Source organism: Aliiroseovarius pelagivivens (genome assembly GCF_900302485.1).
Taxonomy (GTDB): domain Bacteria; phylum Pseudomonadota; class Alphaproteobacteria; order Rhodobacterales; family Rhodobacteraceae; genus Aliiroseovarius; species Aliiroseovarius pelagivivens.
Genome location: NZ_OMOI01000002.1, coordinates 793,484 through 819,404, shown reverse-complemented (window position 1 = coordinate 819,404; position 25,921 = coordinate 793,484). Strand labels below are relative to the sequence as shown.

Annotated in this window: 25 protein-coding genes and 1 tRNA gene; 7 read left to right on the top strand and 19 right to left on the bottom strand. The window is 57.7% G+C overall.

The features are described from left to right. Positions 1–373: 373 nt before the first annotated feature. The 4 genes from msrQ to ALP8811_RS16145 all read right to left on the bottom strand — a co-directional run bounded on the left by msrQ (position 374) and on the right by ALP8811_RS16145 (position 3,731). Complete coding sequence (msrQ, locus tag ALP8811_RS16160) at positions 374–1,015, bottom strand: protein-methionine-sulfoxide reductase heme-binding subunit MsrQ (protein ID WP_108858324.1); 642 nt, start codon at positions 1,013–1,015, stop codon at positions 374–376. Continuing rightward, positions 1,012–1,221 carry a GDCCVxC domain-containing (seleno)protein gene (locus ALP8811_RS16475; RefSeq protein WP_108858274.1) on the bottom strand — a complete coding sequence of 70 codons (210 nt, stop codon included), beginning with the start codon at positions 1,219–1,221 and terminating at the stop codon, positions 1,012–1,014. Before ALP8811_RS16475 ends, msrQ begins: the two co-directional genes overlap by 4 nt. Continuing rightward, positions 1,221–2,129 (bottom strand): protein-methionine-sulfoxide reductase catalytic subunit MsrP, encoded by a 909-nt coding sequence (gene msrP / locus ALP8811_RS16150; RefSeq protein WP_108858273.1) that lies wholly within the window; start codon positions 2,127–2,129, stop codon positions 1,221–1,223. The genes ALP8811_RS16475 and msrP overlap by 1 nt, the downstream gene beginning before the upstream one ends. Before the next feature lie 111 nt (positions 2,130–2,240). Then, positions 2,241–3,731, bottom strand: coding sequence for an FMN-binding glutamate synthase family protein (locus tag ALP8811_RS16145; protein WP_108858272.1), 1,491 nt, complete (start codon positions 3,729–3,731; stop codon positions 2,241–2,243). Between the two features lie 358 nt (positions 3,732–4,089). Here ALP8811_RS16145 and ALP8811_RS16140 point away from each other — a divergent pair, with 358 nt between their 5' ends. Then, entirely contained in the window at positions 4,090–4,323 is a 234-nt protein-coding gene (locus ALP8811_RS16140) for a hypothetical protein (RefSeq protein WP_181363790.1), read from the top strand. A 196-nt stretch (positions 4,324–4,519) separates the two neighbouring features. Here ALP8811_RS16140 and ALP8811_RS16135 read toward each other — a convergent pair whose 3' ends face one another. From ALP8811_RS16135 to clpB, 3 genes are all read right to left on the bottom strand, one after another. Next, on the bottom strand, positions 4,520–5,041 hold the full coding sequence (locus ALP8811_RS16135; protein ID WP_108858271.1) for a GNAT family N-acetyltransferase: 522 nt from the start codon (positions 5,039–5,041) through the stop codon (positions 4,520–4,522). Positions 5,042–5,050: 9 nt separating this feature from the next. Then, positions 5,051–5,308, bottom strand: coding sequence for a YjhX family toxin (locus tag ALP8811_RS16130; RefSeq protein ID WP_108858270.1), 258 nt, complete (start codon positions 5,306–5,308; stop codon positions 5,051–5,053). 293 nt (positions 5,309–5,601) lie between these two features. Continuing rightward, complete coding sequence (gene clpB / locus ALP8811_RS16125; RefSeq protein WP_108858269.1) at positions 5,602–8,217, bottom strand: ATP-dependent chaperone ClpB; 2,616 nt, start codon at positions 8,215–8,217, stop codon at positions 5,602–5,604. 177 nt (positions 8,218–8,394) lie between these two features. Between clpB and pyrF the strand changes: the two genes are divergently transcribed. Beyond that, positions 8,395–9,090, top strand: a complete 696-nt coding sequence (gene pyrF, locus ALP8811_RS16120) for an orotidine-5'-phosphate decarboxylase (protein WP_108858268.1) — start codon at positions 8,395–8,397, stop codon at positions 9,088–9,090. Between the two features lie 59 nt (positions 9,091–9,149). Here pyrF and ALP8811_RS16115 read toward each other — a convergent pair whose 3' ends face one another. From ALP8811_RS16115 to ALP8811_RS16105, 3 genes are read right to left on the bottom strand one after another with little or no spacing between them, the layout of a single operon-like run. Continuing rightward, positions 9,150–9,419, bottom strand: a complete 270-nt coding sequence (locus ALP8811_RS16115; RefSeq protein ID WP_108858267.1) for an NfeD family protein — start codon at positions 9,417–9,419, stop codon at positions 9,150–9,152. After that, positions 9,419–10,306: an SPFH domain-containing protein gene (locus ALP8811_RS16110; protein WP_108858266.1), complete on the bottom strand. Its 888-nt coding sequence runs from the start codon at positions 10,304–10,306 to the stop codon at positions 9,419–9,421. The genes ALP8811_RS16115 and ALP8811_RS16110 overlap by 1 nt, the downstream gene beginning before the upstream one ends. 58 nt (positions 10,307–10,364) lie before the next feature. Beyond that, complete coding sequence (locus ALP8811_RS16105; RefSeq protein WP_108858265.1) at positions 10,365–10,799, bottom strand: NUDIX hydrolase; 435 nt, start codon at positions 10,797–10,799, stop codon at positions 10,365–10,367. A 51-nt stretch (positions 10,800–10,850) separates the two neighbouring features. Here ALP8811_RS16105 and ALP8811_RS16100 point away from each other — a divergent pair, with 51 nt between their 5' ends. Next, complete coding sequence (locus ALP8811_RS16100) at positions 10,851–12,104, top strand: DNA polymerase IV (protein WP_108858264.1); 1,254 nt, start codon at positions 10,851–10,853, stop codon at positions 12,102–12,104. 3 nt (positions 12,105–12,107) lie between these two features. Here the strand turns inward: ALP8811_RS16100 and ALP8811_RS16095 are convergent, their stop codons facing one another. Further along, entirely contained in the window at positions 12,108–12,968 is an 861-nt protein-coding gene (locus ALP8811_RS16095) for an N-formylglutamate amidohydrolase (protein WP_108858263.1), read from the bottom strand. A 154-nt stretch (positions 12,969–13,122) separates the two neighbouring features. Between ALP8811_RS16095 and ALP8811_RS16090 the strand changes: the two genes are divergently transcribed. Beyond that, a tRNA-Val gene (locus ALP8811_RS16090) sits at positions 13,123–13,197 on the top strand. An 81-nt stretch (positions 13,198–13,278) separates the two neighbouring features. Then, complete coding sequence (gene ykgO / locus ALP8811_RS16085) at positions 13,279–13,404, top strand: type B 50S ribosomal protein L36 (protein ID WP_005850168.1); 126 nt, start codon at positions 13,279–13,281, stop codon at positions 13,402–13,404. A gap of 155 nt (positions 13,405–13,559) precedes the next feature. Here ykgO and ALP8811_RS16080 read toward each other — a convergent pair whose 3' ends face one another. The 7 genes from ALP8811_RS16080 to ALP8811_RS16050 form a co-directional block, all read right to left on the bottom strand. Beyond that, positions 13,560–14,780: a phenylacetate--CoA ligase family protein gene (locus tag ALP8811_RS16080; protein ID WP_108858262.1), complete on the bottom strand. Its 1,221-nt coding sequence runs from the start codon at positions 14,778–14,780 to the stop codon at positions 13,560–13,562. Between the two features lie 80 nt (positions 14,781–14,860). Then, positions 14,861–15,685 carry an ABC transporter ATP-binding protein gene (locus tag ALP8811_RS16075; RefSeq protein WP_108858261.1) on the bottom strand — a complete coding sequence of 275 codons (825 nt, stop codon included), beginning with the start codon at positions 15,683–15,685 and terminating at the stop codon, positions 14,861–14,863. Positions 15,686–15,756: 71 nt separating this feature from the next. After that, positions 15,757–17,043 carry an ABC transporter substrate-binding protein gene (locus ALP8811_RS16070; protein ID WP_108858260.1) on the bottom strand — a complete coding sequence of 429 codons (1,287 nt, stop codon included), beginning with the start codon at positions 17,041–17,043 and terminating at the stop codon, positions 15,757–15,759. Positions 17,044–17,147: 104 nt separating this feature from the next. Further along, the gene (locus ALP8811_RS16065) at positions 17,148–18,224 is read right to left on the bottom strand and encodes a branched-chain amino acid ABC transporter permease (protein ID WP_108858259.1); all 1,077 of its coding nucleotides are present in this window, start codon (positions 18,222–18,224) and stop codon (positions 17,148–17,150) included. 3 nt (positions 18,225–18,227) lie between these two features. Further along, positions 18,228–19,214: a branched-chain amino acid ABC transporter permease gene (locus ALP8811_RS16060; RefSeq protein WP_108858258.1), complete on the bottom strand. Its 987-nt coding sequence runs from the start codon at positions 19,212–19,214 to the stop codon at positions 18,228–18,230. 11 nt (positions 19,215–19,225) lie between these two features. Then, positions 19,226–20,050: an ABC transporter ATP-binding protein gene (locus tag ALP8811_RS16055; protein WP_245924687.1), complete on the bottom strand. Its 825-nt coding sequence runs from the start codon at positions 20,048–20,050 to the stop codon at positions 19,226–19,228. Then, entirely contained in the window at positions 20,047–22,212 is a 2,166-nt protein-coding gene (locus tag ALP8811_RS16050) for an AMP-binding protein (protein WP_108858257.1), read from the bottom strand. The genes ALP8811_RS16055 and ALP8811_RS16050 overlap by 4 nt, the downstream gene beginning before the upstream one ends. A 214-nt stretch (positions 22,213–22,426) precedes the next feature. Between ALP8811_RS16050 and ALP8811_RS16045 the strand changes: the two genes are divergently transcribed. Next, the gene (locus ALP8811_RS16045) at positions 22,427–24,349 is read left to right on the top strand and encodes a hybrid sensor histidine kinase/response regulator (RefSeq protein ID WP_108858256.1); all 1,923 of its coding nucleotides are present in this window, start codon (positions 22,427–22,429) and stop codon (positions 24,347–24,349) included. 8 nt (positions 24,350–24,357) lie between these two features. Beyond that, positions 24,358–25,047: a response regulator transcription factor gene (locus ALP8811_RS16040; protein WP_370738911.1), complete on the top strand. Its 690-nt coding sequence runs from the start codon at positions 24,358–24,360 to the stop codon at positions 25,045–25,047. Here ALP8811_RS16040 and ALP8811_RS16035 read toward each other — a convergent pair. Next, complete coding sequence (locus ALP8811_RS16035; RefSeq protein ID WP_108858254.1) at positions 25,044–25,802, bottom strand: DeoR/GlpR family DNA-binding transcription regulator; 759 nt, start codon at positions 25,800–25,802, stop codon at positions 25,044–25,046. The genes ALP8811_RS16040 and ALP8811_RS16035 overlap by 4 nt on opposite strands. Positions 25,803–25,921 lie beyond the last annotated feature (119 nt).

Here is a 25,921-nt window from a genome sequence, read left to right as displayed (position 1 = left end):
CAAACTTTGCAGTCTCTTGCGTCTCTCGACCCCGTCGTCCGCGCCGTCTGGCGTCCCGTTGTGCGCCTCAGCGCCGCCGGTGAAGTGGGTTCTAAGGTTACTGGACCCGACCCGCAAGCGCTTTTTTCGAGAAAAGTGCATTTTTTTCGAAAACCCTGTTTTTTCCTTAAAAAACGGTAGGTTGCGCAATCAATGGTAAGAAGAAACCCGTTTTTGCGCAATAATGTTTGCGTCTAATATGCACAAGATCTGTCGCAACCACAGTTATCCACAGACTCGAATGTTCTGATATGCCGATTCAACGAAAATGCCCGGCCGATTCAGATGAATCGCCGGGCATTTTTCCGAGTCACTTCCGGATTTCGGGAAGAATCTAGGCTGGTCTCGCCGAATTACCCTGATGAATCGCCCGCGACCGCTGTTTTTTCCGCGAGTCGTACACACGCCACCCCAGAAGCATCAGAATCACGGCCATATATATGAGTGATTCAGCCTCCCAGGTTTTTCCGACCATTATATAGTGGATGCCGCCCAGCGCCGCCGTCGGATAAACGAGCTTGTGAAGCTTACGCCACCGCGGACCAAGTTTGCGTACTGACCAGTTGTTCGAGGTGATCGCCATAGGCGTCATCAGAATGAACGCCGCCATGCCAACCGTAATATAGGGACGCTTCAGGATGTCCTTCCAGATCTCGGACAGGATCTGAACATCCAGCACCAGCCAGACCAGCAGATGCGCTGCAACATAGAAGAAGGTCAGCACGCCGATCGCGCGACGCAGCCGGATCAGGTTCACCCCAGTAATGGCGCGCAACGGGGTAACCGCCAGCCCAAGGATCAGCGCTTGCAACCCCAGCTCTCCCAGCTCGTGCTCCAACGCTTTGATCGGCTCGACGCCCAACCCCCCGGTCAGTCCCAGATAGAGGTACCAAAACGGAAGCGTCGCCCCGAGCGCATAGACAAGCCAGACCGGAACTTTGCGCAGTCCACTGTTCAGATGGTCAGCAAGTTTCACGAACAACAGCTTTCTCCGTTTTGGATCGGCGGGCACGCGACGGTCCCATAGGAACAGAACACGCAGCAATCACCGGGTTTCGGGCGCAGGACTTGGTGGCAGCCCTTGCATTCAAAAAAGAACATGCAGGCATCAGAGGGCATCTCCTCGCGCGATTTATGCCCGCAAGAGGGACAGGTCAGCTCAGAGATGCTCTCGATCTGCATCAGAAGTTCTTCGCCAGGTCCATTCCGGCATACAGCCCAGCGACTTCTTCTTCATAGCCATTGAACATCAGCGTCTCTTTGCGCTTGGCAAACAGACCGCCGCCAATGGTGCGTTCGGTCGCCTGAGACCAGCGCGGGTGGCTGACTTCAGGATTCACATTCGAATAGAAGCCGTATTCGCGCGACTGCAACATGTTCCACGAGGTTTGCGGCTGTTTGTCGGTCAGCGTGACGCGGACAATCGACTTGATCGATTTGAAGCCATACTTCCACGGCACCACCAGACGCAGCGGCGCGCCGTTCTGTTTCGGCATCGGCTGATCATAAACACCGGTGGCCATGATGGTCAGTGGGTGCATGGCTTCGTCCAGACGCAGCCCTTCGCGATAGGGCCAGTCGATGTTCACGCTGCGAATGCCCGGCATCTCTTCTTCGCGGACCAACGTTTCGAAGGCCACGTATTTGGCGCCAGACTGCACGCCTGCCATATCCAAGAGCTGCTTGAGTTCGAAGCCATACCACGGGATGACCATCGACCAGGCTTCAACACAGCGGAAACGATAGATGCGCTCCTCTTGGCTGACCTTCGCCAGAATATCTTCCAGCCCATAGCTGCCCGGTTTGTCGACCATGCCATCGATCTGCACCGACCAAGGGTCGACGGTCAGCTGATGCGCATGACGTGCTGGATCTTCCTTGCCGGTCCCGAACTCGTAGAAGTTATTGTAGCTCGAGATCTCCTCGAACGTGTTTGGTTTGGCATCGGTCGAGTATTTCGATGCGCCCAGCGCCGGGCCAATGGCCATACCAGCAAACAACCCGGCAGCACCGCCCATCAACTGGCGGCGATTCATGTAATCCGCCTTGGGCGTCACATCCGAGTATTTCAGCACATTCTTATAGGCCATTTCGGGCACCTCGTCTTTTGATCTTATTCTGATCTAAGACGCCGGGCGTGCAAAGCCAAAGCACAATGGCTCACGTCCGCGCCAGAGGACTGTAACAATTCGCGTAAAGACCTATTCGGCAGGCAGTTGGACCGAGGGATAGATTTCGTTCATCGGAACCGATCGCCCGCTATCCTGCATCAGCCTCACATGACGGCGGCGCATCTGGCGTGGTTCGGCCACCCCGACGGAATGCGCGATGGTTTCGACCTCTTTCACGATGCCCTTAGCATAGCGCGCGACCTTCACGCATTTGTCTTCCGGCACCAGACCCTTCTGAAAACGGGGGTCATGCGTGGTGATGCCGGTCGGGCAGGTGTTCTTGTTGCACTTCAGCGCCTGAATGCAGCCCAGCGAGAACATGAAGCCGCGCGCTGACACCACAAAGTCCGCCCCCGCACAAATCGCCCAAGCCACGTCCCCGGGATTCACCAGCTTGCCCGAGGCAATGATCCGGATCCGCTCATGCAGGCCGTGCGCATCGCGCAGGTCCACGATTTGCGGCAGAGCCTCGCGGATGGGCATGCCAACCAGATCCATCAAGGGCATGGGGGCAGCGCCCGTGCCGCCCTCGCCGCCATCAATGGTGATGAAATCGGGGGCAGCATCGACCCCGCGGGCCGCGATCCGGTCAAACAGCTCTTCAAACGGCTGGGTCGCGCCGACAACTGTTTTGAACCCCACAGGTTTGCCGGTCACCTCTCTTATATGTGTGAGCATATCCAACAGGTCGTCCCAATCGTCGACCTCGGGGTGGCGGTTTGGGGAGATCGAGGCCTCGCCTTCGCGGATGCCTCTGATCTCGGCGATTTCGGCGGACACCTTTTCGGCGGGCAGAATGCCCCCCTTACCGGGCTTCGCCCCCTGCGCCAGCTTCAGCTCGAACATCTTTACTTCGGGATGGGCGGCAGCGGCGCGCAGTTTGTCGTCGGACAGGTTGCCGTCATGATCGCGCACGCCATATTTGGCGGTTCCGATCTGGAACACGACATCGCCGCCGCCTTTCAGGTGATAGGGCGACAAGCCCCCTTCCCCAGTGTTCATCCAGACACCTGCCTTGGCCGTGCCAATCGACAGCGCCTCGACCGCCGGACGGGACAATGCGCCATAGCTCATGCCGGACAGGTTGAAGATCGACTTCGCCTCAAACGGAGACCGCGTATGCGGGCCGATGATCATCGGGGCCGTCTGGGCAAACTGATTATCCAGCGGGGGAAACGCCGCATTCACAAAGATTGGAGTGCCAACCACGTTCAGGTTTCGCGTCGACCCAAACGCCAAGGTGTTGCCGTGCCCTGCCGCGGTATGTTCGACCCAATGACGCTGTGCCCGGTTAAAGGGCAGCTCTTCCCGGTCCATGGCAAAGAAGTACTGGCGGAAGAACTCGCCTAGGTTCGAGAACAGCGCACGGAAGCGCCCGATCACCGGATAGTTCCGGCGCACCGCATCGTGGGTCTGAAAGCGATCTATTATATAAAGTATCGCGACCAGCACGAGGATGACCCCCACCGCAAAGATCAACACCTGAGCCAAAAGCTCGATTGCCCAGAACATCGACTGCATACCGTTCCCTCCGTTTCAGGCGCGAGTGTAGCGTGACCACGCGCAAGGGAAAGACACAGTTGCTGACTTTTATGTGCAGGAGGATTCGGCACGGGTGAAATCCGCCGAGACGTGCGCGCCGGGCATTCTGGGCAAAGCCCCGCCGAAATCCGGAACTTGCGTCGGTGGAGCCTCGCCTTCCCGATCCCGGCCCCCTTGCATGACCCATTCCTCGCCTATGAGTAGACGCGAAATTCGCGATGCTCTGCTGGTTTCGGCCCAGTCCAGCGATTACCCCTGCACGGCCTCGCACCCCGTGGTTCTCTGCCTCTGCGTTCATTCAGACGCATACAGAATTACAAAACTCACGGAGCTACATATGAAACTCGCAACTCTGACCAGCGCCATCGTCCTGACCGCCGCAACCGCCGCCTTCGCGGAAGGCTTGGATGCAAACGAGGACGGCATGGTGACGATTGAAGAAACCGTTGCCATGTATCCGGACGTCACGCCCGAGGCTTTCTCGGAGGCCGACGCCAATGATGACGGCGCGCTGGACGCCGAGGAACTGGCCGCCGCACAAGAGGCCGGCCTGATCCCGAACGAAACCTAATTCCCCACCCCACCACTCACAAAAGAAAGCGCCCGCCGGTGAAAATCGGCGGGCGCACCCTTTTGGGCGATGGAACTGATGCCTGCATCGCCCGAAGGGACCTTGTCAGTGCCCCACCAAAACAGCGCGTACCGGGCACTCTGTGTTCGCAAGCACCTTTCCGGCCCATCCAACCTTCGATGCAAGCAAGATCGGTTCACCCGTATGCGGAAGTGTCCCAAAATTCGGGGTGCATAATAGGTTCCGTAGCGACGGTTTTTCCGTTCAGCGGCTTCACCGCACCAGCCGTCAGCTCAAGCGCCATCCAAGCCTCCGGCATGGTCAGAAGATCGGGGTACGGCGTCTGTTTGTTGGTCGGAATGAACCCATAGCGCGGATAGAACGTCGGGACGCCCAGCACGAACACCGCATCCGTTCCGATGGATTTCAGATGCTCGATACTCGTCTCCATCAGTTCCTTTCCGATCCCACACCCTTGATATCCGGGCAACACACCGCAAGGGGCCAACAAATAGCACTTGGTTTGCGGATGATCCGTAAAGGCAAACGGGGTAAACAGGACGTTGCCAACGACCTGCCCATCGCGTTCAACACTGACCGAGATTGTCTCTGGCAGTGCTAGAAACGCTTCAGCCAACTGGGCGACCTCGGGTCCCTCGTCTTCACCAAATGCCAATAGATGGGTTTTTACCAACGATTCGATTTCAGCTTTGTTCATTGTTCTTTCCTATCTTTGGTTCATTTGAGCGCGTACGGATTTGATGCCCAAAGCGGACACCCGGTAGGGTGCACCGTTTTGGGACCGAATGAAGCGTTTCTTCAAAAGGCGCTGGAATATGCCGAGTGAGCAGTCGGTTAGGATAAAACCGTCGCGGGTAAAGCAGGTGACGTCATGGATCTTTCCGTTTTCCAGACGTTCGTGATGGATGGACCCGCCAAGGGCGAGTTCATGCAAAACACGTTGTTCGTGTCTTGAGATATTCATTGGGATGACTCGATCTTACGAAAGTACAGAAACAGGGCCACCCAGCATCGCGCATGAGTGTGCCTATTTTTGTTGGTGTTCCTGTATGTGGTCGCCAGGAACGGGCGTTAGGCCCGGGGCTCTTTCATAAAATCTCCATTGCAAAAGGCATTATGCCTCAAGCGTGTATCGAGCGAATAATCTATTACCCAATACGCGTCAACAAGTGCGGGCATTGCGCAAAGGTGCATATAGAGGTCGTTGGCCCATAGAATAAGAGCCCGCCGGAAAGCGGGCTCTTTCTGTTTTTTGAGTTAGTGCACCACAGCGTCCTCGGGCGGTTGCCGGTTCGAGCTAGATACCCGATCCCCGATCAACAGCCCTTCGGCCCCGGCGCTGACGGTGATCGTGTCGCCGTCCATCACGTCGCCAGCCAGCAGCATCTCGGCCAGTTGGTTCTGAAGCGCACGTTGGATGACGCGCTTCAGCGGACGTGCCCCGAAGACAGGGTCATAGCCCTCGTCGGCCAACCACTTCTTCGCAGCTGCATCCAGATCCAATGCAATATTGCGACGGCCCAGACGTTTGGTCAGGCGGCCCAGCTGGATCTCGACGATGCCATCCATGTCCTCGCGGCTTAGGCGATCGAAGATGATCGTCTCGTCCAGACGGTTCAGGAACTCGGGGCGGAAATGCGCCCGCACCGCGTCCATCACGTCACGCTTCGCGTCCGAGGCATCGGCCCCGTCCGGCAGCTGGCTGAGTGCCTGCGCGCCAAGGTTCGACGTCAGGATGATCAGCGTCTGCTTGAAGTCCACGGTGCGCCCCTGCCCGTCGGTCAGGACGCCGTCGTCCAAGACCTGCAGAAGCACGTTGAACACGTCCGGGTGCGCCTTCTCGACCTCGTCGAACAACACGACCTGATACGGACGGCGGCGAACGGCTTCGGTCAGCACACCGCCTTCGTCATAGCCGACATAGCCCGGAGGCGCGCCGATCAGACGGGCCACGGCGTGTTTCTCCATGAACTCGGACATATCAATGCGCACCATGGCGCTGTCATCGTCGAACAGATACTCTGCCACAGCCTTAGTCAGTTCAGTCTTACCGACACCGGTTGGGCCAAGGAACAAGAACGATCCCAGCGGACGGTTCTCATCATTCAGGCCAGCACGTGCCCGACGCACAGCGTTGGACAGAGCGGTCACAGCCGAATTCTGACCGATCACACGACGCCCAAGCTCTTCTTCCATGCGCAGAAGCTTCTCGCGTTCGCCTTCCAGCATCTTCGAGGTCGGGATGCCCGTCCAGCGTTCAACGACACTTGCGATCTGTTCAGGCCGCACGGCTTCTTCGACCATCATGTCAGCCTCAGCGCCTTCAGCTTCCTCAAGCTTTTTCTCAAGCTCTGGAATGACGCCGTAGGACAGCTCGCCAGCTTTCGCCAGATTGCCCTCGCGCTTGGCGGCATCCAGTTCGGCACGGGCGCGGTCCAGTTGCTCTTTCAGATCACGCGCACCTTCCAGTTTGTCGCGCTCAGACTGCCACTTCGCCGTCAGGCTGGAAGATTTCTCGTTCAGGTCCGAAAGTTCGGCTTCCAGCTTCTGAAGCCGATCCTTCGACGCCTTGTCATCTTCCACGCGCAGCGCTTCAGCCTCGATCTGCATTTGCAGGATCTGACGATCCAGCGCATCCAGCTCTTCCGGCTTGGAGTCCACTTCCATCCGCAAACGGCTGGCCGCCTCGTCCACAAGGTCGATGGCCTTATCCGGCAGGAAGCGGTCGGTGATATAGCGGTGCGACAGGGTCGACGCCGCCACCAAAGCGCTGTCCGAGATCCGCACCCCGTGGTGCAGCTCGTACTTTTCCTTGATGCCCCGCAGGATCGAGATCGTGTCTTCCACCGTCGGCTCTTCGACCATCACAGGCTGGAAACGACGGGCCAGTGCTGCGTCTTTTTCAACGTACTTGCGGTATTCATCCAACGTGGTGGCACCCACACAGTGCAGCTCGCCCCGTGCAAGCGCAGGCTTGATCAGATTGGCCGCATCCATCGCACCATCCGACTTCCCGGCACCCACAAGTGTGTGCATCTCGTCGATGAACAGGATGATCTCTCCTGCAGCGTCGGTGACTTCGTTCAGAACCGCCTTCAGACGCTCTTCAAACTCGCCACGATATTTCGCGCCGGCGATCAGTGCGCCCATATCCAAAGCCATCAGTTTCTTGTTGCGCAGGCTTTCAGGCACGTCGCCATTGATGATGCGCAGCGCCAGACCCTCGGCAATCGCGGTCTTACCCACGCCGGGCTCACCAATCAGAACCGGGTTGTTCTTGGTACGACGCGACAGAACCTGCATCGTGCGGCGAATTTCTTCGTCACGTCCGATGATCGGATCAATCTTGCCCTCTGCCGCTGCCACGGTCAGGTCGTGTGCGTATTTCGACAGCGCTTCATAGCTGTCTTCGGCACTGGCGCTGTCCGCCGTGCGTCCTTGGCGTATTTGGTTGATGGCGGCGTTCAGCTTTATGGCATCCACGGCGCCTGCATCCAACGCTTCGCGCGCATTTGACTTCACGACAGCCAAAGCCGTCAGCAGTCGTTCAACCGGAACAAAGCTGTCGCCAGCTTTCTTGGCCAGCTTCTGCGCTTCGTCAATCACGCTGGCCGTCTTGTTGTCCATATAGACCTGAGCCCCATCGCCCGTCACTTTGGACAGCTTGCCAATGGCCGCATCCACAGCCGCGCGCACGCGATCCGGCGCGCCGCCTGCCTTGGTGATCAGGTTGGCACTCATGCCTTCCTCATCATCCATCAGGGCTTTCAGCAAATGTTCGGGTACCAGTCTCTGGTGGTTTTCGCGCATCGCGATGGTCTGTGCAGCCTGAATGAAGCCGCGTGACCGTTCAGTGAACTTCGACAAATCCATGTCACTCTCCTTTTCAAGCGCCCTATTCGTAGATGCCCGCTCTTGCAGCACATCTTATTGGGCCTCGGGATTAAAATGGGGTTTCGGGGTGGAAATTCAAGCCGATCAAGCGCGACAGATTTGCGTTTTTCATCGCATAGGCGTAGGAACTCGCGAACCGGAACGGAGACCCCAGACATGACCGATGATCGTTTGATTGTAGCCCTCGATGTGCCTAACGCGCTGGAAGGGTTGAAACTGGCCGAAACACTTGGCGACGCCGTGAATTTCTACAAGATCGGGCTGGGGATGCTGACCGGTGGCGGACTTGCTTTGGCGAACGAGCTGAAAGACGAGTTCGGCAAGAAGATCTTTCTGGATATGAAACTGTTCGACATCGGCAACACGGTCGAGGCCGCAGTGCGTGGCCTGTCGCAGTTCGATCTGGATTTCCTGACCGTGCATGGCGACCCGCATGTGGTCCGCGCCGCTGCCGAGGGCAAAGGTGGCAAGGATATGAAGATCCTGGCTGTGACCATCCTGACTTCGCTGGATCGTTCGGATCTGGATGCGGGGCTGATCAAGCCGGGCAACGTGCAGGATCTGGTACTGGAACGCGCCGCCCGCGCGATGGAGGCAGGCGCCGATGGCGTTATCGCCTCGCCGCAAGAGGCCAAGCTGATCCGCGCCCTGCCCGAAGCGGAAGGCAAACTGATCGTCACCCCCGGCGTGCGCCCGGCAGGCGCCGCGTTGGGCGACCAGAAGCGCGTGGCGACACCCGCACAGGCCATCAAGGATGGCGCCGACCACATCGTGGTGGGCCGCCCGATCCGAAACGCCCCCGACCCCCGCGCCGCAGCCCAAGCGGTGCTGGCGGAACTGGCAGCAATCTAAAAGCAAAACACCCCGCTCTGATCAGAGCGGGGTGTTTTCGTTTCGATAGTGGTCGGGCCTTACAGCTCGTTGATGTCGGTGTCCCAGGTTTTGGTCTGCCCCTTACGCACCCCGAAGGCCATGCGAAGGACCAGCCAAGACGCAAGCGACACTGCGCCGAAGATCACCAGCAGGATTGGCAAGCTAAGACTTGCACCGAGCGCCAAAAGCACCCCAACAGCCGTTGCGCCAATCGCGAAGCCGAGGAAGATATAGCCCGGCGCGAGGATTTCGAGGATGACTAGCGCGATCGCCCCACCGATCCACGCCCACCAGACTGACCAAAGCATCACGCTTTTCCTTTCAACAATTTGAAGGCATCGCCGAAGGCATCAAGCGCGTGGGCGGGCAGGATAATGGTTTGCTTGCCTTCACCTGCACCCACAGCAGTCAAAGCTTCGACCTGCTTCAGGGCAACCTGATACTGTGCGGCTTCGATACCGTTTTCCTTGATCGCCTTCGCCACGACCTCGGTCGCATAGGCTTCGGCGTCGGCGGACACACGACGGGCTTCGGCCTCTTTCTGCGCGGCGTAAAGCTCGGCGTCGGCCTGAAGCTCGACCGCGCGACGGGTACCTTCAGCCTCGGTCACTTGCGCACGACGGGCGCGTTCGGCGTTCAGCTGCTGCAACATTGCCTCACGGGTGGCGGCGTCAAGGTTCACGTCCAAGATCTCGGCGCGGGTCACTTCAATACCCCAGTCATCCACGGCATCCGCAACCTGCTGCTTGATCTGCGAGATCAGCTGCTGACGGTTCGATTGAACTTCGTCCAGCTCCATCTCGCCAATGCCGGCACGCACGATACCTGCAACGGTCGTCGCAATCGCGGCGTCGACATCGCGGATACGATACACCGTCTTTTCCGGCTCAAGAATGCGGTAGAACACGCTGGTTTCCACCTGAACCAATACGTTGTCCGATGTGATCGCATCCTGACTGGCTGTCGGAAGCTGGCGTTCAAGGATCGACACCTTGTGGCGCACCCGATCCAGAAACGGCACGATAAAGTTGATGCCCGGCCCAAGGACCGACTGCAAACGGCCGAAACGTTCGACCACATATTTTTCACTTTGCGGAACGATCTTTACGCCCCGGAATACTGTAATAATCAGAAATGCGGCCAGCAGAAGCAAAACAATGTTGCCGCCGCCAATACCGATAAGAATCTCATCCATTAAGATGGCCTTTCACTGTCCACGTCAGGTTGATAGATGGGGATGAAATGCCCGAATTTCAACTGTTAATGCGCGAAATCGCGTCCAAACCGGCCTGCACTCGGGGCTTGAAATAGGCAATCGAACGTGGGTCTGCCAGCCAGTCTTCGGGCGCAACCAGTCGCCAGCATTGCCCTTCGTCCCCCAGCTGAATTTGGTCCCGTGCCGTTTCAGGCAATACCGCCCCGAACCACCACGAAAAGGTTCCCGCAACATGAGGGCTTTCAAAACGCTGCTTCCAGATCAGTTGATCCGGCGAAATCACCAAAGACAGCTCCTCACACGTTTCGCGCAGCACGCAATCCTCGGGTGTTTCCCCCGGTTCTGGCCCACCCCCGGGCATGTCCCACATATCCGGATACGGGATATCCGGGCGATCATCCCGCAGGATCGTAACAAGTTTCCCGCCCATCAGCAGAACCAGTTTTGCACCCATGTAATCGCCCGTGAACATGACGCCAGACTAGGCCTGTTCCCCGGCCTCCGCATCCGCTAATTTCACGCCATGCCATCCTTGTGCCGAAAATGCCTGACCCAGTTCGACACGGGCCGCCGCTGCCCGTCCTGCAACAGCCCCCGCGTGCTGTCGCATCCGGAACTGTTTGATCTGAGCATCGCGCATATGGATTGCGACGCGTTTTATGCTTCGGTGGAAAAGCGCGACAACCCGGAACTGGCGGATAAGCCGGTGATCATTGGGGGCGGCAAACGGGGCGTAGTGTCGACGGCGTGCTATGTCGCGCGCATTCGGGGCGTGCGCTCGGCCATGCCGATGTTTCAGGCACTTAAACTGTGCCCAGACGCGGTGGTGATCCGCCCGCGCGGCAGCCACTATGCGGCCGTCTCGAAACAGATCCGCGCGATGATGGATGAACTGACCCCCGCCATTGAGCCCCTGTCGCTGGACGAAGCTTTTCTAGACATGACCGGCACCGCCCAGCTGCATGGCGTGCCTCCAGCGGTCATGCTGGCGCGACTGACCAACAGGATGAAGGACGAGTTGGGTCTGACCGGATCCATCGGGCTGAGCCACAACAAGTTCTTGGCCAAGGTTGCGTCCGATCTGGATAAACCGCGCGGATTTTCAGTCATTGGAAAGGCCGAGACAATGGACTTCCTGCGCGACAAACCCGTGGGCCTGATCTGGGGCGTGGGCGGCGTCAGTCAGGCGCAGCTGGACAAGGCGGGCGTTCACACGTTCGAGGACCTGCTGCGCTGGGACAAGGAAGACCTTGTGGCCCGCTTTGGCGGCATGGGCGAGCGTCTGTGGCATCTGGCGCGCGGTCAGGACAAACGACGCGTCTCGGCCAATGCGCCGATCAAGTCGATCTCGAACGAAACCACGTTTTTCGAGGACACCGCCAACCCTGATCTTCTGGACGGCCATCTATGGCGTCTGGCCGAAAATGTCTCGGACCGAGCAAAGGCGCGCGACATGGCGGGGCAGGTTGTGACCCTGAAACTGAAACGCGCCGATTTTCGTGCGCTTAGTCGGCAAAGCAATCTGGGGGACATGACCCACTCTGCGGATCGCATCTATCGCACTGCCCGTGCTCTGCTGGACACTGTACTGGACAAGGGACCGTTTCGACTGATCGGCGTCGGGCTCAGCCATATCGGCCCTGCCATCCAAACGGATGTGACGCAGGATCTGCTGGACCCAAACGCGGAACAGAGGCGTCAGGCGGAAAGGGCCACAGATAAAATCCGTGCACGCTTTGGGAAGGACGCGATCAAGAAAGGGCGTGGGCTTCGTTAAGTGTTATTCGGCAGCCAGCGCCGAATCGCGACGGCCGAAATCAGCAATCTGCGCGATAACGGCACGAAGACGGTTCTGAATCTCGGTAAAGCGATAGTTCGGTGTGATCGATGCCTCGTCCATGTAAAGCGCGCGGTCGATCTCGATCTGAACAACGTGACGCCCAACTTGAGGACGACCATAGTGCTGCGCCATGAACGCGCCAGCAAAAGGCATGTTGCGTGCTGTACGGAACCCAGCATTTTGAAAAGCCGCCTCGACCGCGTCGACGATCTCGGCGCCTGCTGACGCTCCGAATCTGTCACCCAGAACGATCTCAGGCATGTCCGACGAGTTGCGGCGCAGACTGGCCAAAGCCTCGTGCGGCATCGAATGGCAGTCCAGCAAGATTGCCTGCCCGAATCTGGCCTGGCGTTCATCCATAAGTTGGCGGAGCGTGTTGTGATAAGGATGCCAATGGGCGCTTAGTCGCTTCTGCGCCGCCCCCAAGGTCATCTTCCCGCGATAAATCGCCCGCCCCCCTGCCACGACGCGTGGAATCACGCCTAGCCCCGAGGATATGCGCGGGTTCAGCGTTGATCGGCGCAAGCCGGCAATCAATGCAGGATCCAGTTCGTCCGCGCCGCGATTCAGGTCCACATAAGCGCGCGGGGTGTTGGCGCATAGAAACGGGGCGCCGCACTCGGTCGCAAAGGCATAAAGCCTATCAACATAGGCGTCTTCAGACGATCTGATGGTGCGTTCGTCAAGAACAGTCTCGTTCAGAAACACCTCATCATAGTGGGACCCACTATGCGGCGACGCGAAAACGACGCTGGTGTCCTCGAACCGTGGACGATACAACGAAAATGTCTGCCCGAGCATCTTTGCCTCCTAAGCTCTTTATAAAGTAAAAAACTCTTGCCAAAAGCCCTTGCGCGTGGCCCCGACTCCTTTTATAGCAACGCGAACTGGCGCGGGCTTTCCCGCGTCGTATCGTTTGGATCGGCCTGAATAGGCTGTTTCGGCAGAGATTTTAGGGCGATTAGCTCAGCGGTAGAGCACTTCGTTGACATCGAAGGGGTCACTGGTTCGATCCCAGTATCGCCCACCATGAACCGCCAGATGACCGAAAGGTCAGAAGGTAAACTGAAGCCCAGGCGCAACCGCAGCGCCGCGTTGAAGGAGAAGGACCATGAAAGTTCGCAACTCGCTCCGCTCGCTGAAAAACCGTCACCGTGATTGCCGTGTCGTGCGCCGTAAAGGCCGCGTATACGTGATCAACAAGACGCAGCGCCGGTTCAAAGCCCGTCAGGGCTAATCGCTTCAGCAGCGTTACAGAAAAAGCCGCCCTCTGGGCGGCTTTTTTGTGTTTGGCGCATCGCTTCGAAAGCGCTGCTTGCAAGCCACCCCACAAAAACAGAAAGGGCCGGGTTTCCCCAGCCCCTTCCGGGAGGAAGCCTGATAAAATTGGGCTTAGTCGTAGACGCGCTGGTCGTCGATGACGATGCCATCGTTGGGCAAGCTGCCCGGAGCGACCAGTTCGATCTTGCCTTTCAGTTTCAGCGTATCCGCCACCGATTTGGCATAGGCGTCAGCGTTCCCGCCGTCAGCCTCGACCTGAACGGTCATGGCGTCCATCTCACCCTCGCGGGTGGCAATGACGCGGGCCTTGGCGATCTCGGCGTGCTTGGCGACGAAATCTGCGACCTGCTCGGGACGGACGAACATACCCTTGATCTTGGCGGTCTGGTCTGCGCGGCCCATCCAGCCCTTGATCCGCATGTTGGTACGGCCACAGGGGCTGACACCCGGCAGGACAGCCGACAGATCGCCGGTTGCGAAACGGATCAGCGGATAATCGGGGTTCAACGTTGTCACAACGACCTCGCCCACCTCGCCTGGTGCAACGGGATCACCGGTGCCAGGGCGGACGATCTCGACGATCACGCCTTCATCGACGATCATGCCTTCCATCGCATCGCTTTCATACGCAACGTTGCCCAGATCGGCGGTCGCATAGCTTTGTAGGCAGGTAATGCCACGGTCGGCGTATTCCTGACGCAGGCTGGGGAACAACGCCCCGCCGCCGACAGCAGCCTTGGTGATCTTCAGCTTCACGCCATCCGCATCCGCACGATCCAGAATGATCTTCAGATAGTCGGGCGTGCCGGCATAAGCCGTGGTGCCGATATCGGCAGCGGCGCGCACCTGAAGTTCGGTCTGCCCGACGCCGGCGGGGATAACCGCCGCGCCAACGGCGCGTGCACCGTTCTCAAAGATCATGCCAGCGGGCGTCAGGTGATACCCGAAGCAGTTCTGCACGATGTCGCCCTTGCCGATGCCACAGGCGCTCAGGAAACGCCCCATGCGCCACCAGTCATGGCCAACACCACCGGGTTCATAGATAGGACCGGGGCTTTGGAAGATATGCGCAAACTCATGCGTCGGCAGACCTCCGAACCCACCCAAGGGGCCATCTGCCGCCTGCGCTTTGCCAATCTCGGATTTACGCAAAACTGGCAGCGCAGCCAGAGCCCCGGCCGACGTGACGCTTGCCGCGTCGACATCCGCCAGCAGATTGGCATAGCCAGCCAGCGCTTGTGCGCGGGCGATCTGTTCAGGCAGGGCTGCCGCCAAACCAGAGGCGCGTTCATCTTCCGAACGGGTCTCGAGCGCATCAAAATAGTTGGACATGAGCATAACCTCTGTCTGCGCCGACCAAGATCGGCGATTAAATCATGTTAAAGTTGGGTCGCCGTGGAGGGCGGGCCGAATTAGGCCAGCCAACGCTTACGGCGGCGATACGAGCGCACGTCGCGGAAGCTCTTACGACCTTCATCCGACATACCAAGGTAAAATTCCTTAACGTCCGGGTTCTCGCGCAGTTCGGCAGCGGGGCCGTCCATCACGATGCGGCCATTTTCCAGAATGTAACCATAGTGGGAATATTTCAGCGCCACGTTGGTGTTCTGTTCGGCCAACAGGAACGTGGTGCCCTGCTCTTCGTTCAGACGTTTCACGATCTGGAAGATCTGCTCTACCAGCTGCGGGGCCAGACCCATCGACGGTTCGTCCAGAAGGATCATATCCGGGCGCGACATCATTGCGCGGCCCATTGCGACCATCTGTTGCTCACCACCCGAGGTATAACCAGCCTGCGACTTGCGGCGCTCGGCCAAACGCGGGAAGTACTCATAGACCATTTCCAGGTCTTTCGCGACCGCGGCCCGACCATCTGTGCGCGTGTAGGCACCGGTCAGAAGGTTCTCTTCAACGGTCAGGTGTTCAAAGCAGTGACGGCCTTCCATCACCTGAATGACACCGCGTTTCACCAATGCGGCCGGGTTCAATTCGGCGATGTTCTCGCCCTTGTGATCGATCGTACCTTTGGTCACTTCGCCGCGCTCTGCCTGAAGCAGGTTCGAAATGGCCTTAAGGGTCGTCGTTTTTCCTGCACCGTTACCACCAAGCAGCGCAGTGATGCCGCCCTTGGGAACAGACAGGCTTACGCCTTTCAGCACGAGGATCACGTGATTGTAGATGACCTCGATATTGTTGACCTCAAGCAGGGTCTCTGCGGTCTTTTCAGCGTCCAGCATATCAGGGCGTCCTGTTCGTAGTCGTTTCTAGGGGTCGTCCGGGCCCGAAGGCCCGGACGCGTGCCGGTGTATTAGTTACACTGCGGCTCGATTTTGTTTTCAGCAGCATAAGCAGCCGAGTCAGCGTCGATCAGCGGCTGGATAACATCCATGTCCGATCCCGAGAAGTCGGTGATCAGCGACCATTTGCCGGCAGCACCATCCCACTGCTGGATCGCAATCGCGCCCGGGCCACCGTGGTTTGCACAGCTCACTTTGAACTCGGGGCCGAAGCCTTCCATGCCCAGTTCGGCCATGCGTGCGTTGGTGATTTCCAGCTGTTCCAGACCATCGCGCATCTGACCCGAGGTGATGTCTGCAACACCGTGGATTTCCTGAGCTTTCGCTGCAGCTTCAGCCAGCATCATCGCAGCGTAAACACCACGGTTGTAGATAACGGTACCAACGTTGGAGCCGTCGCCCGCTGCTTTACCAGCGTCTACAACGTATTTCTGCAGGTCGCCAAAGACCGGATAGTCCGAACCAACACCGTGGAAGGTCATCGCTTTATAACCGGTGGCCTTTTCGCCAGCAGGCTTCACGTCATGCTCTGCACCGGACCACCATACACCGATGAACTGGTCCATCGGGTAGCGGATGTTTGCGGCTTCCTGAATGGCAACCTGGTTCATCACGCCCCAGCCCCAGAACAGAACGTAGTCAGGCTTCTCGCGGCGGATCTGCAGCCACTGAGCTTTCTGCTCCTGGCCCGGATAGTCGATCGGAATAGTGGTCAGATCGAAGCCGTGCTTTTCGCCCAGTTTGGTCAGGGTCGGGATCGGCTCTTTACCGTAGGCGCCGTTGAAGTGCAGCAGAACGATTTTCTTGCCGTTCAGATCGCCACCGTTCAGGTCCAGAACGTGGTTGATAGCTGCCGAAGCACCGTTCCAGTAGTTGGCCGGGAAGTTGAACACGTGGCTGAACACATCGCCGTTCGCGGCCGAGGTACGGCCGTAACCGGGGGTGTACAGCGGAATGTCGTCAGCGGTCGCTTTGGGGATCAGCTGATAAGTGATACCAGTCGACAGCGGGTTATAGGCCAGAGCGCCTTCGCCTTTGGTGGCTTCGTAGCATTCCACACCTTTTTCGGTGTTATAAGCAGTTTCACACTCGGGTGTCTGAACTGCTACGCCACCGATACCACCGTCACGCTCGTTGAGCAGCGTGAAGTAGTCGGCAAAACCGTCGGCGTAAGGAATACCACCAGCGGCGAACGGACCGGTCCGATAGCTCAGCGATGGGAATACCAGATCCGCCATTACAGGCGAGCCTACCATCAGTGCGGCTACAGACGCCGCGGCAACACGTTTAAAAGTCATTTGCTTCCTCCCTAGATTAGCAAAATATTGTGCCCTTATGGGCAGCATTGCGTTTGGACACCCGACCGCTCCTCATGGCCGGATGTCCGGATCGTTTCCCCCGCTTAGTGCGGGAAGGGCCACAGGCGCAGCTTCTCTTTTGTGAGACGCCACAGTTGGGCCAAACCATGGGGTTCGAGGATCAGGAAGACCACGATCAAACCACCAACAATGATGAACTCCAGTTCGGCAGCGATCTCAGTGGGCCAGCCCAGAGTACCTACCAAAACGTTCTTCAAGAAAACCGGCATCAGGACCATGAAGGCCGCACCGGCGAAGGATCCGAAGATCGAGCCAAGGCCGCCGATGATCACCATGAAGAGCACCAGGAACGACTTGGTGATACCGAAGCTTTCACCTGCTTCTGCAGCGCCCAGATAGACGGCGAAGAACAGAGCGCCAGCAATACCGACAAAGAAAGACGATACAGCGAAGGCCGACATCTTGGCCATCAGCGGGTTCACCCCGATGATCTCGGCTGCGATGTCCATGTCGCGGATGCCCATCCACTTACGGCCAGTCATGCCGCGTGTCAGGTTGCGTGCGACCCAGGCAACGCCCACCAGGAATACCAGGCAGATCATGTATTTCGCCCAGGCTTCGGTGTTGGGACCAGTTACGATCACGCCGAACACGGTACGCTCAGGTGCGTTGATCTGACCCGATGCCGAGTAGTTGTAGAACCACGCCACCTTGTTGAACAGCCACACTAGGAAGAACTGAGCAGCAAGGGTCGCAACCGCAAGGTAGAACCCTTTGATGCGCAGCGACGGCAGACCGAAGGCCACACCCACGGCGGCAGTGATGCCGCCAGCGATCAACACGTGGAACACGATGTTGATGTCCGGGAAGGCCACCATCAGCTTATAGCAGGCATATGCCCCTACAGCCATGAAACCACCCGTACCCAGCGATACCTGACCGGCATAACCCGTCAGAATGTTCAGACCCAGCGCCGCAATGGCGTAGATGAAGAACGGAGCAAAGATCGAGTTCACCCAGTAGTCGTTCACAAAGAACGGGATCACACAGAAGGCGACGAACAGGACAATCCAGTATCCAGCCCGGTCAAGGCGGATCGGAAAGGTCTGGTTATCGTCACGGTAGGACGTTTTGAAATCACCAGCTTCGCGGTAAAACATTGATCAGACCCTTTCGATGATTTTCTCACCAAACAGCCCTTGCGGACGGAAGATGAGGAAGACAAGTGCCAGTACGTAAGCGAACCAGGCTTGGGTTGCGCCGCCCACAAGGGGACCGATGGCAAATTCGAACAGCTGCTCGCCCACACCGATGATCAGACCGCCGATGATGGCGCCCGGGATCGAGGTGAAGCCACCCAGCATCAAAACCGGAAGTGCTTTCAGTGCAACCTCGGCCAGCGAGATCTGAACGCCCGACTTCGAGCCCCACATGATCCCGGCGACAAGGGCCACAAAGCCAGCAATCGACCAGACCAGAACCCAGATGAAGCGCAGCGAGATACCGACCGACAAAGCAGCCGAGTGGTCATCCGCAACCGCACGCAGGGCGCGGCCTTGCTTGGTGTATTGCGAGAACAGCACCAGCGCGGTCACCAGAAGGGCGGCAACGATGGCGGCGACAATATCGAGGTTATCGATAAAGAAGCCATAGCCGAACCAGTTATAGGTAGTCGTATCAATGGTTTCGTTGATACCTTGGGTCAGACCAACGTCCAGTTTCATCACTTCCGAGCCCCACATCAACGGTGCGAAGCCGTGCATGAAGTACCACATGCCGATCGTGGCCATGAACAGGATGATGTCAGGCTGACCGATCAGGTGTTGAAGGATGTATTTTTCGATGATCCAAGCGACAAGCACCATGGCGGCACCCGCCACAATAATCGCCAAAATCGTCGGCACGGTCCATCCAAAGTGGTGGATCTTGGTGCCGAAGATCGTGTTGATCAGGTGTGCAAAGGGGATTTGCCCCGTCTGAACACCCACCAAGGTCATGGCAGCGAACACCACCAGCATACCTTGGGCAAAGTTAAAAATACCGGACGCCTTGAAGATCAAGACAAAGCCCAGCGCGACGAGCGCATAGAGCACCCCGGCCATCAGGCCGTTCAGGGTAACTTCCATCGCAAAGAGTAGTTGTTCAGGCATAGTCTCCCCCCTTAGTCGTGTGACACGCCGAGATAGGCGTCGATCACATCCTGGTTGTTGCGCACCTCTTCAGGTGTGCCGTCCCCAATTTTCTTGCCATAGTCCATGACAACCACGCGGTCGGACAGGTCCATAACCACGCCCATATCGTGTTCGATCAGCGCGATGGTCGTGCCGAACTCGTCATTCATGTCCAGGATAAAGCGGGACATGTCCTCTTTTTCCTCGACGTTCATGCCAGCCATTGGTTCGTCGAGCAAAAGCAGCGACGGTTCAGCGGCCAGGGCACGTGCCAGTTCAACACGCTTTTTCAGACCGTAAGGCAGACGCCCAACAGGCGTTTTACGGATGTGCTGGATTTCAAGGAAGTCGATGACTTTCTCGCACGCTTCGCGGTTTGCCAGCTCTTCCTTCTCGGCCTTGCCTTTCCAAATCGCTTGCTGAAGCAAGTTGGCGTTCATCTTGTTCAGACGACCCGTCATGATGTTATCCAGCACGGACATGCCGTCAAACAACGCGATGTTTTGGAAAGTCCTTGCCAGACCCTGTTGCGCCACTTGATAGGGGCGCATCTGCGGACGTTTCGACCCGCGGAACCAAACCTCGCCTTCCTGGGGTTTATAGAACCCCGAGATGACGTTCAGCATCGAGGACTTACCAGCACCGTTCGGGCCGATGATCGCGCGGATCTCGCCTTCGCGGATGTTGAAGCTGATGTCCTTGATCGCAACCACACCACCAAAGCGCAGTGTGATATTTTTAAGGTCCATGACAACGGGGCCAATAGTGCGCCCGTCTTCAGTGACGTAGCTGTCGGCGTTCATATCAGTTGTCATTCTGCCGCCATCCCCTGAGTGTTATCCACCACAGCCGCATCGCGGATTTCCAAGGTGGCGTTGATCGAACCCTTGCGGCCATCTTCATAGGTGACCTCGGTTTCGATATATTGCTCGGTCTTGCCGCCATAGAGACCGTCGATCAGCGGAGCGTATTTCTCTTCCACAATCTTACGGCGCACTTTACGCGTACGGGTCATCTCGCCGTCATCTGCGTCCAGTTCCTTGTGCAGGATCAGGAAGCGATGGATCTGGCAACCCGACAGCATTTCGTCTTCAGCAACCGATTTGTTAACCGTTTCAACGTGTTCCTGAATGGTCGAAACCACATCCGGGTGCCCTGCAAGTTCCTGATAAGAACCATAAGCCACGTTGTTACGTTCGGCCCAGTTGCCGACGGCGGTCAGGTCGATGTTGATGAAGGCGGTGCACATGTTGCGGTCATTACCGAAGACAACTGCCTCCAGAATGTCCGGGTAGAACTTCAGTTTGTTCTCAACATACTTGGGCGCAAACATCCGGCCATCAGCCATCTTGCCCACGTCCTTGGCGCGGTCGATGATCCGCAGGTGACCGTTGTGCTTGTCGAAGAAGCCAGCGTCACCCGTGGCAACCCAGCCTTCAGGATCTTTGGTGTCGGCGGTCGATTCAGGGTTGTTGTAGTACTCAACAAAGGTACCCGGCGAACGATAGAAGATCTCGCCATTGTCTTCGATGCGTACTTCCACACCCGGAGCAGGTACACCAACTGTGTCGTTGCGCACTTCACCATCAGGCTGAACCGTGATGAACACGGTGGCTTCGGTCTGACCGTAAAGCTGCTTCAGGTTGATCCCCATCGAGCGATAGAACGCGAAGATTTCCGGACCAATGGCTTCACCAGCGGTATAGCCAACACGAATACGGCCAAAGCCCAACGTGTCTTTCAGCGGACCGTAAACCAGCACGTCACCGCAGCGATACTTGAAGTATTCCTGCAGGTTGCCGCGATAGAGTTTCAGACCGATCGGATCCTTGGCTTTGAAATGCTTGCGCACGTTCTTGCCGTGACGCAGTTTGGCAAAGGCCAGACGAATGCCGTTTTCGATGATGGTCTCAGCCGCAAAGCCGATCCCCATTGCATAGTTGAACCCGTGACGGATCTTCTGCTCCAGAGTTTTCTTCTGGGTCGTGACCTTGCGCTTGGGCATACCGTATTTTTCACCGGCGCCGCCTTTCGCGAAGTCCATGAAGTGATGGAAGATGGCGTATTTCAGGTCGCCACTGTCTTCCATTCGGATCATCACGTTCGTCAGCTGCGTTTCGAACACGCGCGGCGGAGCGAAGTAGTAGGTCGGTCCAATTTCGCGCAAGTCCGACATCAGCGTGTCTGCCGATTCCGGACAGTTCACACAGAAGCCTGACCACATGGCCTGCCCCAGCGAGAAGATGAAGTCACCAACCCATGCCATCGGCAGATAGGCCAGTACATCTTCGTTCACGCCAAGATTGTCGAACTCGGACGAGTTCTTCGCGCTTTCAACGATGTTGCGGTTCGACAAAACCACACCTTTTGGGCGACCGGTGGTGCCCGAGGTGTACAGCATCACGCAGGTGCTGTCGTAATCCAGCTCGGCTTCGCGAACGGCCATCTCGTCTTCCAGACGAGCATGGGCCACGCGGCCTTCTTCCTGAATGTCGACATACCAATGCAGATGGCTGTGGTCGTATTTCCGCAGGCCACGCTTGTCATAGTACAACACGTGTTCGATGTGGTGGATCCTGTCCTGCACCTCGATCACTTTATCGACCTGTTCCTGATCACCGCAGATAACGAAACGCGCGCCGCAATGTTCCAGCACGTATTCCATCTCCTCCACGACCGCATCTTGGTAAAGCGGCACCGGAACGGCGCCTACCTTTTGTGCGGCAACCATCGCCCAGTAATGGGCCGGACGGTTACGGCCGATGATGGCCACGTGGTCTCCACGGTTGATCCCCAAAGCCAATAGACCCAGAGCAAGGTTCTGAATTTCTTCAGCCGCCTCTGCCCAGGTCCAGCTTTGCCAGATCCCGAATTCTTTCTCCCGATAAGCCGGGCGATCACCAAATTCCTTCACATTCCGGGCAAGTAGCGCCGGAATTGAAGCGAATGCGCCTGCTGTGGCTAGATCCTGTGCCAAATTTTCCTCCCACCGTCGGTCCGCCGACGTACGTGGCTGTCGGACGAATCTTGTTCGACAACCCTGACCATAAAAACCTCGCGGTCAAAGGTTTCGGCACTTTTTCCCAATTCTTTCGAATTGTTACAATGCCAAATGATTTCCTTGCGACGAGTCTCATTCCTCTTTTCCCTAGCCAAATCAGGTGTTAGCGATAGGTGCAGGAGGGGATTGCTTGCCACTACAATCTTCAGAAACGGCCACGTTGACCCAAGCCGGGCTGAACCTGATTCAACAGGCGCTCTCCATTTATGACCGGCGCCTGACTTTGGTCATCGGGAATCGTCAATTTCAGGACATGTTCAATTTGCCAGATCACTTGGCGAAACCCGGTGCTTCGTTTGCCGAAACGATCCGCCACCTTGCCGAACGCGGGGACTATGGCGCGGTGGGGGACATCGACGAATTTGTCCGGTCCCGGGTCGATCAGGCTAAGGATTTTCAACCGCATTACATGGAGCGCACCCGCGCCAATGGACGTGTGATTTCGGTCGAAGGGCACCCGCTTCCGCAAGGGGGGTGGGTGACCGTCTACACGGACATTACGCCGATCAAACGGCAAGAATCGCTCTTGCGGGCCCGGTCCGAGGAACTGTCGGATCAGGTTCTGACCTATACAGAAGAATTGGCCCAGACCAACCGAGCGCTGACCTCTTCCAACATCGCCCTCGAGGAAACCAAGCGGCAGTTGACCTTGATGGAAAGCCGTACCCGTCTGACCGCAGAAATGATGCCCGCCCATATCGCGCGAATTGACCGCAATCTGCATTACACCTTCTCGAACCGGCGTCTGGGCAAGGTATTCCCGGGCCGCCCGACCGATCTTCTGGGCCTTCATGCCAATGAAGCGTTGGGCGACGAAGCCTTTGCGCAGATCAGTCCCTATTTCACCCGCGCGTTTCATGGTGAATCCAGCGTATTCGAGTTTACGCACGAGGCATCAGGCCGCCGTATCCGCGTGGCGCTGACCCCCGACAAAGGCGAAGAGCAGATCACCGGCGTCTACATCCTATCGATGGATGTCACCGAAGAAGCCCAATCCCGCGCCGCTCTTGCCCAGACCCGCAAGCGCGAGCTGGCAGCACAGCTGACATCCGGCGTCGCGCATGACTTTTCCAACCTTCTGACCATCATCATGGGCCTGCAAAGCCGCTTGGCACAGATGTCGATCGGAGATGACGCGCAGGAACTGGTGCAGGCGACCAATGCCGCTGTACGTCGCGGCGGTACACTTCTGGAACGGATCGCCACAATCTCGGGTCGGCGCGATGTGCACATGGAAGCCGTAAATGTCCCCGACATGCTGAAAGGGTTGGAAAGCCTTGCAGGGCCGACCTTGCCGGAAAACATTCACCTGAAAGTCGAGACCTTCGATTTGGACAAGCGTCTGGTTCTGGACGCCGGCGCGGTACAGGACGGGCTTTTGAACCTGATCATCAACGCCACCCATGCCCTTGGTGACGTGGGTGGTACCATACACCTGACCGCTCGCCCGATCCGTGAAACCTGGGTCGAGTTTCGCGTGTCCGATACCGGGCCGGGCTTTGCGCCAGAAGCCTTAGAGCACGCGTTAGACCCGTTTTTCACCACCAAGGGCGGCGAAGGATCGGGGCTTGGTCTGTCTATGGTCTATGACCAAACCAAAGTGGCAGGTGGTCAGGTAAAGATCTTCAACAGCGACGAAACCGGTGGCGCCGTTGTGTCCATTCGCCTGCCCCTGCGCATACCCGCCCAACCCATATCACCCCGCCTTGTTCTTCTGATCGAAGACAGCGAAGCCATCCGGACATCGGTGCGGGAGATGCTGATCAGCATGGGCCATCAGGTTGTCGAAGCAAGCTCGGCTGAAGACGCTCTTTCCCTGACCGGTATCGAGGGGCTGGGCCTCATCCTTTCTGATGTTATACTGGAAGGCGCGCAGACAGGGCCCGAGTTTCTGGACGCGCTGGATCAGGCCGGGCTGGATGTGCCGATGCTGCTGATGACATCCCTGCCGCTCGACGACCCACGGCGCAAGAACGCCGGGTTCCCTGTTTTGCCCAAGCCGTTCACCACCAGTGAGCTGGCTACATTCCTGTCGCAAGAGGTTCCATCGTGACCCAACACATGATCGCCATTCTGGATGACGAACCCGAAATCCGCCGCATGCTGTCGCACGCCTTGGAAGAAGCGGGGTTCCGTACAGCAGCCTTCGCGCGCGCGACCGAGTTTGAAGCCGCGTTGAACACGATGTCCCCAGATGTCTGCCTTGTGGATCTTGGGCTGCCCGACCGCGACGGGCTGACCTTGGTGCACCGGCTTGCGTTGGAAAGAGGCGCGTCAATCATCATCATCTCGGGTCGAACCTTGGTGCAGGATCGCGTGACGGGATTGGAGCTAGGGGCCGATGACTACATCGTAAAACCCTTCGAGCCAGCCGAAGTCGTTGCACGCGTACGTGCCCGCCTGCGCAATCAGAAACCCGGCAACACGGCCTCAAACACGGCGCATTTCAATGGCTGGATCGCACATTTTGACCGCTATGTTTTGGAAGATGAAGACGGCACCGAAACCGCGTTCTCTCATGCGGAAGGCGAGGTTCTGCGCCTGTTCCTAGATGCCCCCAAGCGATTGATTTCACGTGCACAAATGCAAGAGACGTTGGGCGGCGTGGCGGGTGAAAGCTTCGATCGCGCCATGGACGTTCGTATCTCGCGCCTGCGCACGAAGCTGCGTGAAGACCCGAAAAACCCGCGCCTGATCAAGACGATCTATGGGGCAGGCTATATTTTTCTGGGCGATGTGCGCTGGGGTTAAACCAGCGTAACTTTGGTATCGTTGACCTGACACAGCGCGGCGCAGTCCTCTGGCAGTGGCTGATCGGTAAAGATCGCGTCTACATCCGCTACATTGCCAATGCGCACGGGGGCCTTGCGCTCGAATTTGCTGCGATCGGCGGTCAGCCACACATTGTCACTTTGCGCCATGATGGCCTGACTGACGCTGACTTCGTGCAGGTCGAAATCCAGCATGTCGCCCGACGCGTTCAAAGCAGAACATCCGATGACCGAGATATCGAAGCGGAACCGGCGGATCAGGTCGGTCGCCAACTCGCCCACCAGCCCACCATCTGAGCGGCGCAGGCTGCCACCCGACACGATCACCTGCACGTCTGGGTTTGCCGACAGAATCACCGCGATGTTGATGTTGTTCGTCACAACCAGAAGGCCTTTGTGGCGCAGCAGCTCCTGCGCGACGGCCTCGGTCGTGGTGCCAATGTTCAGAAAGATGCAGCAATCATTCGGAATTTGCTGCGCACAGGCCCGCGCGATGTCGACCTTGGCGGCTTGGTTCAACTGTCGCCGGGCATCATAGCCAATATTCGCGGTCGACGACGGCAGCACCGCGCCACCATGCACCCGGTCCAGCGCGCCTTCGTCGGACAGCTCGGTCAGATCGCGACGGATGGTTTGAGGTGTCACACCCAGCAGCTCGACCAAACGGTCGACCGTCACCTTGCCTTCACGTCGGGCGATGTTCAGGATCTCGGGTTTGCGTAGGGTCGTGCTCATGTCAGCCTCGGTGTTCGTTTCACGTCATATGACCCGGTTTCATGCGTGAAATCTAGCGCATCCTTCATTTTTCCGCTTATTACGAATATTTCCGAACATAATCATCTTCTCTTTTTCAC